This window comes from Neorhizobium sp. 2083 (genome assembly GCF_031455615.1).
Taxonomy (GTDB): domain Bacteria; phylum Pseudomonadota; class Alphaproteobacteria; order Rhizobiales; family Rhizobiaceae; genus Neorhizobium.
On the sequence record NZ_JAVDTC010000003.1, the window covers coordinates 120,026 to 135,997 of the forward strand.

17 protein-coding genes are annotated in these 15,972 nt (G+C 60.4%); 1 reads left to right on the forward strand and 16 read right to left on the reverse strand.

Translation table 11 applies throughout. From position 1 onward, the window contains the following. Positions 1-1,083, forward strand: coding sequence for a glycosyltransferase family 4 protein (locus J2X76_RS13330; RefSeq protein WP_310216813.1), 1,083 nt, complete (start codon positions 1-3; stop codon positions 1,081-1,083). 41 nt (positions 1,084-1,124) lie between these two features. On the opposite strand, the gene J2X76_RS13335 is transcribed toward J2X76_RS13330, so the two are convergent. From J2X76_RS13335 to J2X76_RS13410, 16 genes are all read right to left on the reverse strand, one after another. Next, positions 1,125-2,066, reverse strand: coding sequence for a hypothetical protein (locus J2X76_RS13335; protein WP_310216815.1), 942 nt, complete (start codon positions 2,064-2,066; stop codon positions 1,125-1,127). Positions 2,067-2,876: 810 nt separating this feature from the next. Then, positions 2,877-3,728 carry a phosphonate ABC transporter, permease protein PhnE gene (gene phnE, locus J2X76_RS13340; RefSeq protein ID WP_310216817.1) on the reverse strand — a complete coding sequence of 284 codons (852 nt, stop codon included), beginning with the start codon at positions 3,726-3,728 and terminating at the stop codon, positions 2,877-2,879. Next, the gene (gene phnE / locus J2X76_RS13345) at positions 3,725-4,639 is read right to left on the reverse strand and encodes a phosphonate ABC transporter, permease protein PhnE (protein ID WP_310216818.1); all 915 of its coding nucleotides are present in this window, start codon (positions 4,637-4,639) and stop codon (positions 3,725-3,727) included. Before phnE (J2X76_RS13345) ends, phnE (J2X76_RS13340) begins: the two co-directional genes overlap by 4 nt. Positions 4,640-4,717: 78 nt before the next feature. Continuing rightward, complete coding sequence (gene phnD, locus J2X76_RS13350) at positions 4,718-5,635, reverse strand: phosphonate ABC transporter substrate-binding protein (protein ID WP_310216821.1); 918 nt, start codon at positions 5,633-5,635, stop codon at positions 4,718-4,720. 56 nt (positions 5,636-5,691) lie between these two features. Beyond that, a complete protein-coding gene (gene phnC, locus J2X76_RS13355) occupies positions 5,692-6,513 on the reverse strand; it encodes a phosphonate ABC transporter ATP-binding protein (RefSeq protein WP_310216824.1) in 822 nt (273 codons plus the stop codon). Between the two features lie 251 nt (positions 6,514-6,764). Next, positions 6,765-7,934 carry an alpha-D-ribose 1-methylphosphonate 5-triphosphate diphosphatase gene (locus J2X76_RS13360; RefSeq protein WP_310218018.1) on the reverse strand — a complete coding sequence of 390 codons (1,170 nt, stop codon included), beginning with the start codon at positions 7,932-7,934 and terminating at the stop codon, positions 6,765-6,767. Continuing rightward, positions 7,921-8,661: an ATP-binding cassette domain-containing protein gene (locus tag J2X76_RS13365; RefSeq protein WP_310216827.1), complete on the reverse strand. Its 741-nt coding sequence runs from the start codon at positions 8,659-8,661 to the stop codon at positions 7,921-7,923. The genes J2X76_RS13360 and J2X76_RS13365 overlap by 14 nt, the downstream gene beginning before the upstream one ends. A 15-nt stretch (positions 8,662-8,676) precedes the next feature. Then, on the reverse strand, positions 8,677-9,504 hold the full coding sequence (locus tag J2X76_RS13370) for an ATP-binding cassette domain-containing protein (protein WP_310216829.1): 828 nt from the start codon (positions 9,502-9,504) through the stop codon (positions 8,677-8,679). After that, positions 9,504-10,418 (reverse strand): alpha-D-ribose 1-methylphosphonate 5-phosphate C-P-lyase PhnJ, encoded by a 915-nt coding sequence (locus J2X76_RS13375; RefSeq protein WP_310216832.1) that lies wholly within the window; start codon positions 10,416-10,418, stop codon positions 9,504-9,506. Before J2X76_RS13375 ends, J2X76_RS13370 begins: the two co-directional genes overlap by 1 nt. Continuing rightward, the gene (locus tag J2X76_RS13380; protein WP_310216834.1) at positions 10,415-11,515 is read right to left on the reverse strand and encodes a carbon-phosphorus lyase complex subunit PhnI; all 1,101 of its coding nucleotides are present in this window, start codon (positions 11,513-11,515) and stop codon (positions 10,415-10,417) included. Before J2X76_RS13380 ends, J2X76_RS13375 begins: the two co-directional genes overlap by 4 nt. Further along, a complete protein-coding gene (phnH, locus tag J2X76_RS13385) occupies positions 11,515-12,060 on the reverse strand; it encodes a phosphonate C-P lyase system protein PhnH (protein ID WP_310216836.1) in 546 nt (181 codons plus the stop codon). The genes J2X76_RS13380 and phnH overlap by 1 nt, the downstream gene beginning before the upstream one ends. A gap of 2 nt (positions 12,061-12,062) precedes the next feature. Continuing rightward, positions 12,063-12,536, reverse strand: coding sequence for a phosphonate C-P lyase system protein PhnG (locus J2X76_RS13390; RefSeq protein WP_310216838.1), 474 nt, complete (start codon positions 12,534-12,536; stop codon positions 12,063-12,065). Continuing rightward, positions 12,529-13,311, reverse strand: a complete 783-nt coding sequence (gene phnF, locus J2X76_RS13395) for a phosphonate metabolism transcriptional regulator PhnF (protein WP_310216840.1) — start codon at positions 13,309-13,311, stop codon at positions 12,529-12,531. The genes J2X76_RS13390 and phnF overlap by 8 nt, the downstream gene beginning before the upstream one ends. A gap of 127 nt (positions 13,312-13,438) precedes the next feature. After that, entirely contained in the window at positions 13,439-14,263 is an 825-nt protein-coding gene (locus tag J2X76_RS13400; protein ID WP_310216843.1) for a PfkB family carbohydrate kinase, read from the reverse strand. Next, positions 14,253-15,089 carry a carbohydrate ABC transporter permease gene (locus tag J2X76_RS13405; RefSeq protein WP_310216844.1) on the reverse strand — a complete coding sequence of 279 codons (837 nt, stop codon included), beginning with the start codon at positions 15,087-15,089 and terminating at the stop codon, positions 14,253-14,255. Before J2X76_RS13405 ends, J2X76_RS13400 begins: the two co-directional genes overlap by 11 nt. Further along, positions 15,086-15,970, reverse strand: a complete 885-nt coding sequence (locus tag J2X76_RS13410) for a sugar ABC transporter permease (protein ID WP_310216847.1) — start codon at positions 15,968-15,970, stop codon at positions 15,086-15,088. Before J2X76_RS13410 ends, J2X76_RS13405 begins: the two co-directional genes overlap by 4 nt. Positions 15,971-15,972: the final 2 nt, after the last annotated feature.

The following is a 15,972-nucleotide window of genomic DNA, read 5'->3' on the forward strand; positions in this document are numbered from 1 at the left end:
ATGCGGATAATTCACATTCTCAACCATACCAGACGGCTGAACGGCAATGTGCACGCGGCCATCGATCTCGCCTGCGCTCAGGTCAAGCTGGGGCACGACGTGCTTGTCGTTAGCGGTGGCGGGGACTTCGACCGTTTGCTTGCGGGCAACAAGGTTGCGGTGGAGCGGATCGATCAGGAGCGAAAACCGCTTACGGTCCTAAAGGCGCTTCCGGCATTCAGGCGGCTCGTCAAGACCTGGAAGCCGGATATCGTACATGCCCACATGATGACGAGTGCTGTCTTGGCATTCCCTGTATGCCGGTTATCGGGGATACCGCTCATCACCACCGTGCATAACGCATTTGAAAAAAGTGCCGTTCTTATGGGGCTTGGCAACCGCGTCGTCGCCGTCAGCGAGGCGGTCGGGCAATCCATGCGAGAACGAGGTATTGCTGCCCGCAAGCTGCACGTCGTGCTGAACGGCACGATCGGTTCGGCGCGATTCGATGGGCGCAGCAGAACGCCGGCGCAGATGCACAGGCCGAACATTCTTTTCGTGGGAGGGCTGCACCCGCGAAAGGGTCTTCCGGATTTGCTTGAAGCTTTTCGTCTGACCCGGCAAGCGGGCATAATCACTCATCTCTATATCGCAGGCGGTGGCCCGTTTGAAACCGAGTATCGCCGATTGGCCGAAGAAACCGGTCATGTCGATGCCATCACGTTCATCGGCGCGATTGACGAGCCCTTTTCTTACATGATGGGGGCCGATATCTTCGTCCTTCCGTCGCATGCCGATCCTGCCCCGCTTGTCCTTTCCGAGGCGCGTGAAGCAGGCTGCGCCGTGATCGGCGCGGATGTCGACGGAATTCCGCAGTTGCTTGGATACGGTGAGGCCGGAATGTTGACGCCCCCGCGGGATCCGCAGGCCCTGGCCTCTCTTCTCATCGAACTGCTGTCCGATCCTCGTCTCCTGGAGGTTTGGAAATCGAGAAGTCAATTGAATCTCGGCAATCTGACGATCGAGCGCGTCGCGCGCGAAACCTTCGATGTCTACAAGAGCGCGATGCCATTTCGCGCCAGGCCCACCGCTGCGCCAGCCTGATCATGGAGGCATGTCATAGGACGACGACCGCGTCTGCCGCACTAACCGCGACCCAGCCGCCGTTTCAGGTAGCTTTCCGCGTGGGGATCGGCGTAGTGGAACAACGCGGTAGCCCTGACTGCGCCTTCGTCCACCGGTTCGTTCGTATGGATGCTGCGATAGCCCCAGAAGAGATAGAGGCTGCCGGGAACCATGGCGACACGTCTGATACCCTTGCCCAGCGACAATCGTGTCCGCAGAATTCGCTGGGTCAGGGCGTTGTCTAGTATGACCTTGTCAACAAGGTTGAACAGGTAGTTTGAACGGATACCGCGTGTGTTCGGGATGATCAGAAAGTCGCCCCGCTTGCCGGATTGCGGGATTTCCACCGGTACCAGCGCCGTTACCGCGTAGGAATCATAGTGGAACATCAGTGAATGGCTCAATACGCTCTTGCCCGTAAGGCAACGCAAGATCTGGTAAAAATGTACTTCGGGCGGCGCACGCCCGAGACCCGCCGAGTAGATCCGGGAAAAGAGCGACTGGAATTCCGGGCAATTGGCGAGAATTTCGAGATCCGAGCCGGCAAGCTCGTTATTCTTCAATGAGACCGACTGTTGGCCGCCGAGCGATATCGCGGAGTAGACGACCCCCCGCATTCGCGCGAGATCTTCAGCTGAAAGGAAGTCACTATGGCAATAGATGCCTTCCGTGTTCATCTCATGCGCTATCGCGTTGATCTTGTCGTCCGACAATTCGGAAAGCCAGGATTTTGCATTTGATATGGAGGACATTATGGGCTCCTTTTCAGAGCAGGATGTTAACTCCGCAGGCTTTCTTGATAAAAAGACCGCTTTTATTTTAAGCTTGATGCTTGGAGGCGCCTCGTTTGTCTGACTGGAAAGCTTAAGGAGATCTTCGCCTTCCTTTTCCCCGCGCGAGATATACGTTTCCAGCGAGATATCCGATCTGCAAGAGAACGAAGCAAAATGCGGAATTCTCAAGAACATTCCATAATTTGCCCTCGTATTGGTAGCTGATAAATCCGAAAGCCATCGAAATTATTGCCGTGTGGATCAACGTGTTTGGCCAGCCGATCAGGCTCGTGGCTTTGTTAAGGAGGTGTCTCATGGCAATGCCTTCATGCTGACGACCCGCGATCGTCGCAAGGAGGGCGGTCATACCGGACCCGGTCACGGCGTGCGGCCCATATTCTGTCTCTCGGTTCGCGGCGCTCACGAACTATTCACGAAGCGAACAGCAATTTCTGACGTCAAGGAAGGAAAACTTTAGGCGGACATCCGTACGTCTAAAGGAGTAATTACCGCTTGAATGAACACGTTCCTAAATATGTCGATATAGATTCCCGTCGTTATCCTAAATCTATCCATGGTCGCATTGCATCATTGGATTGAGGTTCATCCTTTAAGTTCATCAATGAAATATACTACCCAAATAATCTTCCTATCTTTCCCTACTTTGTTTTGCCATAAAGTGGTTGATTGCGCGGCTGCTGCCGGAACGCGAGGCTGTTCCGGCGAAGGTTCTTGAGCGGATCGACGCGCATGGGAAGCTGATGACGCCGATCCTAAGCACCTGTATGGACCACCCCGATGGGACCCGCAGCCAAGCAGCGATGATGCTCCATCTTAACTCGCTCGCCAGTTCTCCTGCATGTCTTCACGCGTTTCCACAAGGTGTCGTCAATCCCTCTGAGGGATGCACCTCCTGGACGACATGCAACTCGTCGGGATGGCCTCGCTCCCCACTGGATCGATCTCTAAACCGCATCGATCCAAAGTCGGAGCCAGGTGTTAAATCAGTCGCTTGCGCAGCCAGGCGGATGCGGCGTCGATGATGTAGACCATGGCGATGATCATTAAGATGATCGACCAGGCTTCCGGCCAGCGAAAGGCGTGCATGCGGTCTGCCAGCAGGAAGCCGATGCCGCCGGCGCCGACGATGCCGAGGATCGTACCGGAGCGGGCGTTGGACTCGAAATTGTAGAGGATGATCGACAGGATCACCGGCAGTGATTGCGGGATGATCGCATAACGAATCGCCTGGAAATGGCTGCCGCCGGAGGCCTTGACGCCATCCACCGGCCGGCGCGAGGTGTTTTCGATCGCTTCGGCGAAGAGTTTGGCGAAGGTGCCGATTTCCGAGACTGCGATGGCGAGGATGCCGGCCATCGGGCCGAGCCCGAAAGCGCGGATGAAGATCAGCGCCAGGATGATCTGCTCCACGGCGCGCAGCGCATCGAAACCGCGCCGCGAGATCAGTCTGAGCCAGCTAAGCGGCATGATGTTCTTGGCGCCGAGTAGGGCGAGCGGCAGGGCGACGACTGCTCCGAGCAGCGTGCCGAGGAAGGCCATGACGGCGGTTTCACCCAGACCTTCAAGGATTTCGCGCCACTCTTCCCACCTGATCCAGATGTGCGGCGGCAACATGAAGGCGATGATATTGCCGAGCCGCGTCAGGCCTTCAAGGATGCGAGCCGGCGACACTCCGAAAGCAAAAGCGGCATAAACCGTCGGGGCGAGCAGCAGGGTCAGGGTCGCATAAGGCAAAAGGCGCTTCCCGAGAGGTTTGTCGAAGGCTTCCGGAAGCCTCAGCCTTGCCGTTTTCACGGCATCCGTCGCGTCAGAGATGATAACGTCGCTCATGCCCAGCTCTCCGAAAGGCCGATGATGCGGTGGCGCAGCTTTTCGCTGGCGAAGTCGATGATCGTGACCGTCACCAGAATGATGACGAACAGCGACGAAAGGTCCGTATATTCCTGCAGCGACATAGCGGTGCGGATTTCCTGGCCCAGGCCGCCGGCACCGACATAACCGATGATCGAGGAGGAGCGGACGTTGATTTCGAAACGCAGCAACGTGTAGCTGATGACATTAGGAATGACCTGCGGCACGGCGCCATAACGCATCTGCTGGAACCAGTTGCCGCCGGAGGCCCTGATGCCCTCGATCGGCCGCATGTCGATATTCTCGTTGGCTTCCGAATAAAGCTTGCCGAGCGAGCCGGTCGCATGAAGCCCAATCGCCAGCACGCCGGCGAGCGGCCCGATGCCGAAACAGAAAACGAAGATCAGCGCCCAGACGAGTTCCGGCACGGTGCGGATGATTTCGAGGTAGCGGCGGGCAATAGCCGAGACGAGCTTTCCGGGGCTTAAGTTTCGGGCCGCGAAGAAGCTGAGGACGAAGCCGCCGAAGACGCCGAGCACGGTCGCCGCATAGGCAATTAGGATAGTCTCGAACAGCAAGTTGAGCCAGATCTTCCAGCGCCAGAACCATTCGGAGAGATCGGCGCCTAAAGTGGCGAAACGCAGTCTCGGAACGGTCTTTTCCAGATATTCGCCAAGCCGCGGCAGGCCGGCCCAGATCTTGAGCATCGAAACGCGCTCGCCGCCCGGCAGCGAGACATCGGTGAAGCCGAAGAAGCCGCCGACATAAGCGGAAAACACCACGGCCACGACGAACAGCAGCGTGGAGATGACCTGCACGCGCTGCGCGTTTCGCCGCGCCTGCGAATAGTCGGCGTGGAAATTGCTGATCGCCGGAGATTGAACGGTCATTGATTGAGCAGCCTTGGCCTCGTCCGGAAAAGAAGTGGCGCCGGGAAAGCCTGGCGCCACGCTGTATCAAAGTCTTGATCAGCCTTGGCGGCGCTGCTTGCGCAGCCACTCGCGCATTTCGACGATCCACTGGTAGCGGTCGTGGTTGACTTCGATATAGCCGTTGGCGGTTTCGTCGCCGGAGGTGATTTCCTTGTAGACGGCCGGGTCGTTCTTCGGCAGTTCCTTGATCGCGTTCTTGACGGCGCTGATCAGGTCGGCCGGAAGGTTGTTGCGGGTGGTCAGCGGGCCGTTGGTGATTTCCGGCGACTGCCAGATGCGGCAGATCTGGCCGGCCGGGATCATGCCCTTGGCTTCCATGCGCTGCGGAATGCCGCTCTTTTCGGTGTTGATATAGGTGGCGGCGGCATCGAATTGCTTGTTGAGAACGCCCATCACGCCGGTTTCATGCGCGCCGGAGAAGGGGACGGCCGAGAAATAAGTCTTCGGATCGTAACCCTGCTTCACGAGGTTGAAGAAAGGAACGGCATAACCCGACGTGGAGTCCGGATCGGCGAAGGCGAGAACCTTGCCCTTCAGGTCCTCGATCTTCTTGTAGCCGGAGTCGCAGCGGACGGTGACGACAGAATAATAACCGCTGGCGCCTTCCCTATCGACCTGGGCGAGGAGCGGCTGAACACCGCCATTGCTTTCGGTATAGGCTGCGGCATAGGCCGACGAACCGAGATTGGCGAATTCGATCTGGTTGGAGGCGAGGGCCTGGATGACGCCGTCATAGCTGCCCGCGGTGAAGATCTCGACCTTCACGCCGAGCTGTTTTTCGAGATAGGCCGTGAAAGCCTTCCAGCGGGTAAGGCGATCCTTTTCGTTTTCGGACGAGGTGATGCCGAAACGGATCGTCTTGTAGGTCTGCTTCCATTCCTGCGCCCGGGCAGTACCAAGGGCAGAGAAGGCAAGCGCGGCCGTTACGGCCACGGTCGTGAGGACGTTTTTCATTGATCTCTCCAGGGGTGAACTTGCGGCCCGGCGCCATTGCCAGTGCCGAAGGGTCGTCAGGCCATCGTCACGGGTCGGCTCTCTTTTCCCGCGGGGGCGCGAATGGCCGTCGATGTCACGCTCTCGTCGAGTTCGAATTCGCCGCTTTCGTCGCCGTAAATGCTGTTCAGGCGCTCGCGGGTCAGTTCCGCCGGCGTGCCTTCGAAAACCACCCGGCCGAAGCGCATGGCGATGATCCGGTCGCAATAGGCGCGCGCCGTATCGAGTGTGTGCAAGTTGACGAGGACGGTGATCCGATCCTCGCGATTGATGCGGCGCAGCGCATCCATGACCCGCGTGGCATTGGCGGGATCGAGTGAGGCGATCGGCTCGTCTGCCAGCATGATTTCCGGGCGCTGCACGAGCGCCTTGGCGATCGCGACGCGCTGCTGCTGGCCGCCCGACAGCGTGCCAGCTTTTTGCAACGCCTGCGGCAGGAGATCAAGGCGGTCCAACGCCTGGACCGCCATGGCCGTTTCCTCTTCCGTGAAGCGGCGCGCGACCGTCGAGAAGATGCCCTGTTGGGCAATGCGGCCGACCAGGACGTTGGTGAGCACGTCCATCCGCTCGACCAGATTGAACTGCTGGAAGATCATGGCACAGGATGCGCGCCACAGCCGGAGGTCGCGACCCTTGAGCTTGGTAATGTCCCGGCCGTCGAATATGATGCGACCCTTGGTCGGTTCGATCAGCCGGTTGACGAGCCGAAGCAGCGTCGATTTGCCGGCGCCGCTGCGGCCGATAATGCCGACCATCTGGCCAGCCTCGACAGTAACCGTCACGTCATCGACAGCATTCGTCTGGCCGAAGGTCTTTTTAAGGGAGTATAGTTCCAGCATCAATCCCGCCCTGTTAAAGCAAAGAAGGTTTCCCGCCGCCATCTGTTGAGATGGAGGATGCTCGTTTTCTGAGTTTAATAATTAATCCGTGTACGTGACAGAATTATTATAAATCGCTGATCTTCGAAATTTTATTCTGATATCTTCGGAATATGTCCGGATTTTCCGGATGATTGTAGGATTTATTGGAATAGGAGACCATTTCGGGCCGGAAGTCGCTTCCGGCCCGAAGGTTGTTTTCGGAGAGTTTTTTACGCCGCCACCGGACGGGTAAAGCCGACCACGCCGTCGGACCAGATTTTGCGGCCGCCACGTATCGTGGCACGTACGCGCGGCATCTTGCCCCGTTCGGCGATGACGAAATCGGCCCGCAGACCTTCGGCGATCTGGCCGCGATCGTTGAGACCGAGAGCCGTTGCCGGGTTGGCGCTGGCAAGCGCAACCGAAGCCGACAGGCCTCCGGTCCTCAAATCACCGAGCGCGATCACCGCCGGCAGGATGGCCGACGGGTGATAGTCGCTGGCCAGAATATCGAGCACGCCGGCCTCGAAGGCTTCGCGGGCCGAAAGATTGCCGGAATAGGAGAGGCCGCGCAGCGCGTTCGGTGCGCCCATGGCAGTGGCGAGCCCGAGGCGCTTGGCTTCGGCGGCGACGTCCAGAGTGATCGGGAATTCGCTAATCGCGGCGCCGATGCCGTGCATCAGCGAGACCTTTTCGAGCGTGTCGTCGTCATGTGAGGCGATTGCGACGCCCCTTTCCCGAGCCAGTTCCGCCAGTCCTGTCACGACGTGCATGGCATCGCCATGGGCTTCGCGCTGGGCGATCCGCTCCTTTACCATTTCGACGGCGCTGGCGTAGTCGATCTTTCTCGCCTTCGCCATGTTGCGGGTGTGGATTTCGAGATCGCGATACTGACCCTGTCCCGGAGTGTGGTCCATCAGCGAGATCATGCCGAGCGCGCCTGACGTCATCAGCTTTTCGGCAACTTCAACCGCAGAAGGGAAGGTGATCTCGAAACGGGCGTGGACGCGATGGTCGATAAGCAGTTCGTCACGCATGTCGGCCAATGCGGAGATCAGCGCCGTCGTATGCTCTACGGAGCGGACATTGCCGTAGGTGGCAGGCGTGAAGGCGAGTGCTGCATAGGCGGTGGTGATGCCGTTTGCCGCAAGCTTCTTGTCCAGATCGTAGATGCCCAGTTCGAGCGGCATGCGGACATTGGCGCGGGGCTCGACCTCCTTCTCGATCATGTCGCCATGCATGTCGACGAAGCCCGGCAGGAGCAGCCGGCCTTTGCCATCGATATCCGCATTGGCGACCGGCTTTTCGCTGATCTCGGCGATCAGGCCGTTCTCGATCCTCAGTGCGCCACGTTCGATGACGCGGTCTTTCAGGACGATTTCGAAATCACTCAACCACATTGTCTGTTTCATCCGCAATCTTGATGGTTTCCAATTGAATTTCCCGGTCAATCAGATGAGCGACGTCTTCCGGGTGATGGAATACGCCGATCATCGCGACGCCGGAATCCTTGAGCTCGGCGAGGCGATCGACAAGAGCCTTTCGCGCCGACCGGTCGAGCGAGGCGGTCGGCTCGTCGAGCAGCAGCAGGCGCTGCGGCAGGATGAGCGCGCGGGCCAGATTGACCTTCTGCTGCTCGCCGCCCGAGAAGGTGGACGGGTAAGCGGGCCAGAGTTGCGGCTTGACGCCGAAGGCGGCGAGCCAGCGGCGGGCTTCCGCCAAGGCTTCCGGCCGCGGCATGCCGGCGAGGCGCAGCGGTTCGGCGACGATCTCCTCGGCTGCAACACGAGGACGGGCGTTGAGGAACTGGGTGACGAAACCGATTTCCCGGCGGCGCAGGATGGCGATATCGACATCGGCGGCAGAGGCGAGATCGATCACACCTTCGCTGGTGTAATACCAGGCGTGGCCGGCACGCGGGAGGTAGGAGCGGTAGATGGTGCGCAGCAGTGTTGATTTGCCCGCGCCGTTTTCGCCCCTGAGCAGGATGAATTCGCCTTCGCCAAGTTCGAATTCGATATTCTCGAAAGCGTAGAGCGTGCGTTTGAGGTGATGCATCTCGAACTGTTTGGCGAGACCTTCGATGCGCAGCACGGGTGCGCGCTTGGGAGATACTTGGATGTTCATGGTCGCATCTCCCTTTCAGAGTTTCGCGTGAACGAGTTGCTGGGTGTAGCTATGCTGCGGGTCCTGGAAGATCTGGTCGGCCAAACCCTGTTCCACCACTTCGCCGCGGCGCATAACCATAACCCGGTCAGCCATCGTGCGTATGACGCCAAGATCATGGGAGACGAGAACCATGGTGATCGAACGATCCCGCTGCAGCCTTTTCAGCGTATCGAGCACCAGTGCCTGGACGCTGACATCGAGGCCGGTGGTCGGTTCGTCGAGGAGGAGCACGGCCGGTTCCAGCGCGATCGCCTTGGCAAGCTGGACGCGCTGCTGCATGCCGCCTGAAAGCTCGCGCGGACGGGCATCCATGCGGTCGCTCGGGAATTCCGAGGCGTCGAGGGATTCTTTTGCGCGGGCGCGCAGTTCGGCGAAGTTGCGTTTTCCCGCGATCAGCAGGCGTTCGGCGACATTGCCGCTGCTCGTGTGGTTCATCAGCAAGCCGAGATGCGGGTTCTGGTAGACGATGCCGATATGATGGGCGCGCAGCATGCGGCGCTCGAAGCGATCGAGCGTAAAGAGGTTGCGGTCCTCATGGCCCGGAAGCGCCAGATTATAGGCGCCGGTATCCGGCGTGTCCTCGAGGTTCATCATGCGCAGCAGCGTCGATTTGCCGGAGCCGGATTCACCAACGATGCCGAGCACTTCGCCCGGATAGACGGTGGCATCGACACCGGCGAGCGCGATGACATTGCCGTAATTCTTGGCGATGCCGCGCATTTTCAGGATCGGGTCGCCTGGCATCAGCCGCGGCGGCTGGCGCTTCAGGCCGCCCGGGTTGTCGAGAGTGAGGGCGGCCATCAGTCCATCTTTCCGTTGTTGTACCAGGTTTCGCCGATCTCGATCGTCTCGCCTTCCGACTTGTGGATGTGCTTGACGCCGAAATGGCTGTCGGAGAGTTCGTATTGCGACGAGCCGTCGTCCTGCGGCAGCTCGTTCATGAAATAGCCGGTGACATTGCTGCGGTAGCAGGTTTTGTCCTGATGATCCTCAACCCGGTAGGGCACGTCATCAAAGACCAGCGGTTCGACGCTGGTATAGGGCGGCACGGCGAAGATGCGCTTTTCGCGGCCGGCCGACAGGATCGTCAGATGATCCGCCTGGTTGAGTTTCGGCACGTCCCAGCGCGGAATCGGCGAGGGCGTCATGACGTGGCGGCCGTTGACCATGCTGGGATAGCTGGATCCCTGCATGATGCGGCCGGAGCGGACGAGCTGTTCGTATAGGATCAGCCAGAGCTGGCCGTAATCGGCATCGCCGTGCATTTCGCGGGCGACTGACATGTCCGGCTGGACGGGGCGCAGCGGTTCCGGGTTCGGCACCTGCAGCACGAGGATCTGGTCTTCGCGGAGTTTTTCCTCCGGAATGCGGTGGCGGGACTGGATGATGGTCGCCTCCTGCGTATCCTCGGTTTCGACCGCGCCGCCGACGCGGCCGACGAACTTGCGGATGCTGCTGGCGTTGACGCTATCGTCCGAGCCCTGGTCGATGACCTTGACGATCGAGTCCGGCTTCAGGAGCGTCAATGTGACCTGCAGGCCGCCGGTGCCCCAGCCGCGAGCGATCGGCACTTCGCGACTGGCATAAGGTACCTGATAGCCGGGTACAGCGATCGCCTTCAGGATGCGGCGGCGCAGTTCACGCTTGGCCGATTCATCGAGGAAACCGTAGTTGAAGGCCGCCCAGGGCCTGGTGAGTTCCTGCAGCGTTGTCACAGCGCGACCTCTTCCTCGTCTTCTTGTTCGGAAAGCTCTTCCTTACCTACCGGCTTGGAAGCCGCGGTCTCCTTGTCGGCCTTGACGCGGCGAAGCGCGTCGAGGCTCGACTGGAAGGTGACATAGTGGGGAAGCTTGAAGTGGATGCAGAAGCCGGAGCTTTCGACCGGCTCGGTGTGGTAGAGCACGAATTCCTCGTTGGAAGCCGGATGCGGGTTCGGCTGGCGGGAGGCGATATCCAGTGTTGCCGCCGAGATCACCTTCACCTCGTTCCAGCCGAAGGTGGCCGAGAAGCCGAGCTGTAATTCGTGGGTCTTGGTGATGACCTCGGTCTGGCTGACACGCACGCGGCCGGCGCTGAAGACGGTGCCGCGTGGATGGCGTAGCCGCACCGGCGCTTCCGCGAGGCGCAGTTCGTTGACGGTCGGGTGGACCGAACCGTAGCCACGCATGGTGGCGTAACCGAGGGCTAACGTGCCGCCGGTGTCTGCGCGGGCGAGGCTCTGCAGCTTATGGGCACGGTTGACCGGGAAAAGCAGCGGCTCGCGGGTGAGATCGGGGATATCGTCGGGAACTACGGTTTCGGTTGGGTAGTCCTCGATCAGGCCCTGTACCTTCTGCCAGGCGGCGAGCGACGGCTGGGTCGCCGGTGCCGGCTCGGCGGCCGGGATGACCTGATCGGGGGTGTAATCCTCGCCTTTCAGCACGCTGACCTGCAGCAGTCGGTGCGAATAATCGAGTGTCGGTCCGAGGATCTGGCCACCCGGAATATCCTTGAAGGCCGCCGAGATGCGGCGGACGGTGAAGAGGTCCGCCTGGGCGACCGGCTCGCAGACGGCAAGCCGCGGCTGCGTGGTGCGGTAGGCGCGCAGCAGCAGGACCGCTTCATAAAGTTCGCCGCCCGCCTGGGCGATGGCGAGCGCTGCGAGGTCGGGCTCATAGAGCGACGCTTCGCCCATGACGCGGTCGATCAGGTAGGGAAGGCCCTTGCGAACCTCATCGATACGGGCGCGGGTGATCGTGCCGAGATCGCCGCGGAACAGCCTTTCGGCCTGTTCGATCGCGCGTTCGCCGCCACGGGTAGCTACATAGGCCATCAGAGCACCTCGATTTTCGTGGAACGGGGGATGCCGACCAGCCGGTCGGCATCGACGAGATAGAGATCCCAGCCGAGCGGATACCGGATCGCCTTCTGACGCATTGACCAGAAGGACGGATCGATGCCGCCGATCTGGATCGTCAGCGAGCCCTTGATGCCGGGGCCGGTAAGGCGGAGCGATCGGCCCGAACCGATAGTGGCCAGCGCGAAGAGCGTCGCAGCCTCGTCCGGGTAAGGCAACGAGCCGATGCTGATCGTCGAAAGTGCCTTGACTTCAGCTTCGGAGCCGAGTGAGGCGAAGACGTATTCGGCCTTTTCCAGCGCCGCGCGCTGGGCGCCGGTATTGGCAAGCCGCTGGTCGAGCGCCGCGTTATCGGCGGCGAAGAAGGTGCATTCGCGGTCGAGCAGGCTTTCGGCCAGCGTCTCGAAGCCCCCGAAGGGCAAGGTGCGGACGAGGCCGGGGCGGCTCAGCGCCCACATCAGTTCATCGAACGTCGCATTGGTGCGGCTGTCATCTGCGGTGGGGAGGAGGGAGAGCGTCACGGTCAGAAGGTCTCCATCTGCACGCGGGTCGCCTCGACCTTTTTCAGCCGCTCGCGATCGGTTTCTTCCTGGTGCAGGCGTTCGGTATCGAGCAGTTGAAGGATGGGGCCGGTCTGATGGCTGGCGGCGATCGCTGCGTCGATGACGGCCATCGCCATCGCGTGTTCGAGATCGCGGCCGGTTACGGCGCCGTACCCTTCGACATTGCGATCCGGAACGCGGATATGCGCTTCGGCGATAAGGACTTCGCCGAGATGGAAGGCGGTGTTGCGCACCGTATCCATAAACGGCAGCATCGCGAGCCCAGTGCGGTTGGTGATCACCGAGACCCCGCCGAGGTCGGTCAGTACACTTTCGGCGCAGGCCTTGATGGGTTCCGGGCGGCTCGCCGCCAGAATGTCGAGCGCCTGCACATGGGTATAGGTTCCCAGGGCATAGGCTCCGATGACCGGTTCCCCGGTCGCCACGTCAGTCATTGGTCTTCCTCTCTTCGGATATTCCTACTGCCCGACCTGCGGGCGTTTCATCGTTGTCGATGACGAACTGCATTCTCTCGCCGGCCCAGACCACGTCGGAATAGGCGATCGGTCGGCCTTCCATATCGACGTCGACCTTCTGGGTGACGAGAATGGGCTGTTCCGGCGACTGCGCCAGAAGCCGGGATTCCTCGGCAATCGGCAGGCGGGTGAGGATGGTTGTGGTGTGGCGCACATAGTCGGAAATGCCGAAATCCCGGTAGATTTCGGTTACCGAAGAACCGGTGCGCCGGCGCTCCGGCATATCCGGAAAACGCTCTACCGGGTGATAGGTGCGGCTGACGCTGACCGGCACGTCATCGGCAAAGCTGCGCCGGATGATCATGTAGACCTTCGAACCTTCCGGAACGCGCAAGGCCGCAGCGACGATCGGCGGGGCTGCGATCTCCATCTCGTCGATCGGCTGGCCGGAAGGGACGCGCCCCTGTTCCTTCAGGTTGCGGCTGAAGCGCGTGCGCTTGGCAATGGCATACCGGATGACCGACTGCTCCTCGACGAAAGTCCCCCGGCCCTGTTCGACCCGCACCTTGCCCGCGGCGGCCAATTCGGAGATCGCCCGCCTCACCGTGTGCCGGCCAACGCCGAAGCGCTGCATGATTTCCAGCTCGGTCGGGAGCTGACTGCGCGGAGCCAGAGCCCCGGACGCAATGTCCCGACTGATCTGCTTTTCAATGGATTGCCACTGGCCCCATTTCGGGCGTTCCGTCCGCATCATGGTCAATCCATATATTCGGATGAGTGAATAATTCATTCGGATGAATTATTCTATAATCGTCTTGGATGACAGTTGTGTGTCCGGATCGATTTTTTCGGTATTTTTGCGGGAGGACGTTCGCCCAGGATCAGGCGCCGGCGCGGAGACGCAGCCAGTCGGCAGTCTGGTGGCTTGCCCTGATTGCGGCGGCAACCTCGGTCTCGCCATCGAGCAGGGCATAAAGGAAAGCGCCGCTGAATCGGTCGCCGGCGCCGATCGTGTTCTTGACGTGAACGGGCGCGGCTGGAGCCACCTGAATGGCATCAACGCCGTCAAACAGCGTGATCGGGCGAGGGCCGTCGGTGAGGACCAGCTTTTTTAGGCGCGGTCCGGCAATCGACTGGGCGCGATGCCAGACGATCTCAATTCCGTCCGCCGCATCGTCTCGCGATGAGATGACATAGTCGGCGGGGCGCGGCGTTGCCGGGCGGAGTGGCAGTTGCGAAATGACGAGCGGGATGGTGTCAAGTTGTGCGACCAGACCGGCGTCGATGTTCAGGGCGTTGAGATAGGCTGCATCGCCGCGAAGTTCCGAGCTCGCCGAAAACAGCGGACTGTTGCGCTCGCCGGGATACAGGATCGTCCTCTCGCCGTTTGGTTCGAGCAGGATTTCGAGAGGTTTGGTTTCGCCCGCGTGCAGCGCCACCTGTTCGGTGTCGAAACCCATGTCCTGCAACACCTTGAGGGCCGAGAGGCCTTGTTCGTCCCGCATCAGCCGATTGACGAGGGCGACGTCGGCGCCAAGGTCCAGAAGCTGGCAGCCGGTGAAAAAACCGCCGCCACCGAGATGGATTTCACGCGAGGAAAACCGCAGCCGGCCACCCCGCACCAGCGGATCGTCGAGTTGCCAGATGCGGTCATGGTTGACCGAGCCGATGACGATCACGCGGTGCATGGCTGCCTTATCTTTCATCGATCCCTGGTGCGAGCGCATCGACGATATAGTGCTGCGCGAACAGGAATATCACGAGGACGGGCACGATCGAAAGCAGGCTTGTCGCCATCAGCGGACCCCAGCTCTGCCCCGTTCCTTCGAGATCGGCGAAGGTGGCGATGCCGGTTGTCAGGGTCTTCTTGAACGAATCTTCGAGAACGAGTTGGCCCCAGAGGTAGATATTCCAGGCGCCCATGAAGGATATGACCGAAAGTGCCGCAATCGAGGGAATGACGTTCGGGATACCCATTTCCGTGAACTGCCGCCAGAGGCCTGATCCGTCTATCTTAGCTGCCTCGAACATCGAGCCCGGCAGCGATTGGAAGGCCTGGCGCATGTAGAAGACGTAGAAGCCGATATAGGGGATCGAAGGGATGATCATCGCGCCATAGGTGTCGAAGGCCTGCAGCTTCACCACGCCGATATACGTCGGGATAATGGCGAGAACCGACGGGAAGGACATGGTGGCGATGACGAACCAGAACAACGGCTGTTTGCCGGGAAATGCCATGCGCCCGAAGGCGAAGCCTGCCGGCACCGCCAGCAGGAGCTTGCCGACCGTGATCAGCGTTGCGGTCAGGATCGAGTTCCACAGCCACATCCATATCGGATGGCGGCTTGCTGCTTCTGTGAAATTCGCAAGCGTCGGGTTTTCCGGCCAGAAGCGGATCATCTTGTCGGCGATGAGGTCGTTCGGCGTGAAGGCAGAGGACATCATCCACACCAGCGGGAAAACGGTGATAAAACAGGTCACCAGCAGCACCGCATGGATGAACAGCCGGTGGAGGGAAAGGCGGTCGCTCATCCGTAATGCACCCGCTTTTCGGCGACACGGAACTGCAGCCAGGTGACGAGCAGGACCATAACGATGACGACCATTGCTACTGCGCTCGCCGGTCCGAACTGGAAGAAGCGCAGACCCTGCTGCCAGAGGAAGTAGAGAAGGCTGGAACTGCGCCCCGCCGGGCCACCGTGGGTCAGAACATCGATGACGCCGACGATATCGTCGAGAACATGGAAGAAAGTGGTGACGCTGATGAAGAAGGCGGTGGGCGTCATCAGCGGCAGGCTGATGGTGAAGAAATGCCGTCGCGGGCTTGCGCCATCGAGTTGCGAAGCCTCGCGCAGTTCATGCGGCAGGTTGGCGAGGGCTGCAAGCCAGAGCAGCATGTTCAGCCCGAACGTCTTCCAGAATGTGACGAGGCAGACGCAAAGCAAAGCTAGGTTCGGATCGGTATGCCAGCGTGACGGCGGAAAGCCGAGATAGCCGAAGATTTCGTTGAACAGGCCGTTGACCGGGTTGAACAGCCAGGACCATGCCACGCCCGCCACCGAATAGGCGACGATGGTCGGCAGGAACAGGCTGCCGCGGTAAAGGCCCTGCAGCGGACTCTTGCGCACCGAATGGATCATCAGCGCCAGCAGGAGTGGCAGGATGATCTGCGCGGGAATGAGGATGATGCAATAGAGCACGGTATTCCAGGCGGCCGTGCGGAAATCCACATTGGAAAAGACCGTCGCATAGTTCTTCGCACCGACGAAGCTCAGGTCGGAAGACAGCAGATTCCAGTCGAACACCGACAGCAGCGCGGAGGCGACCAGCGGGCCGTACAAAAAGATCGCCACGGACAGAACGGCTGGCCCCACGAACAGGTAGGGGACCAGCAATCGGAAGCGAGAGGACATGT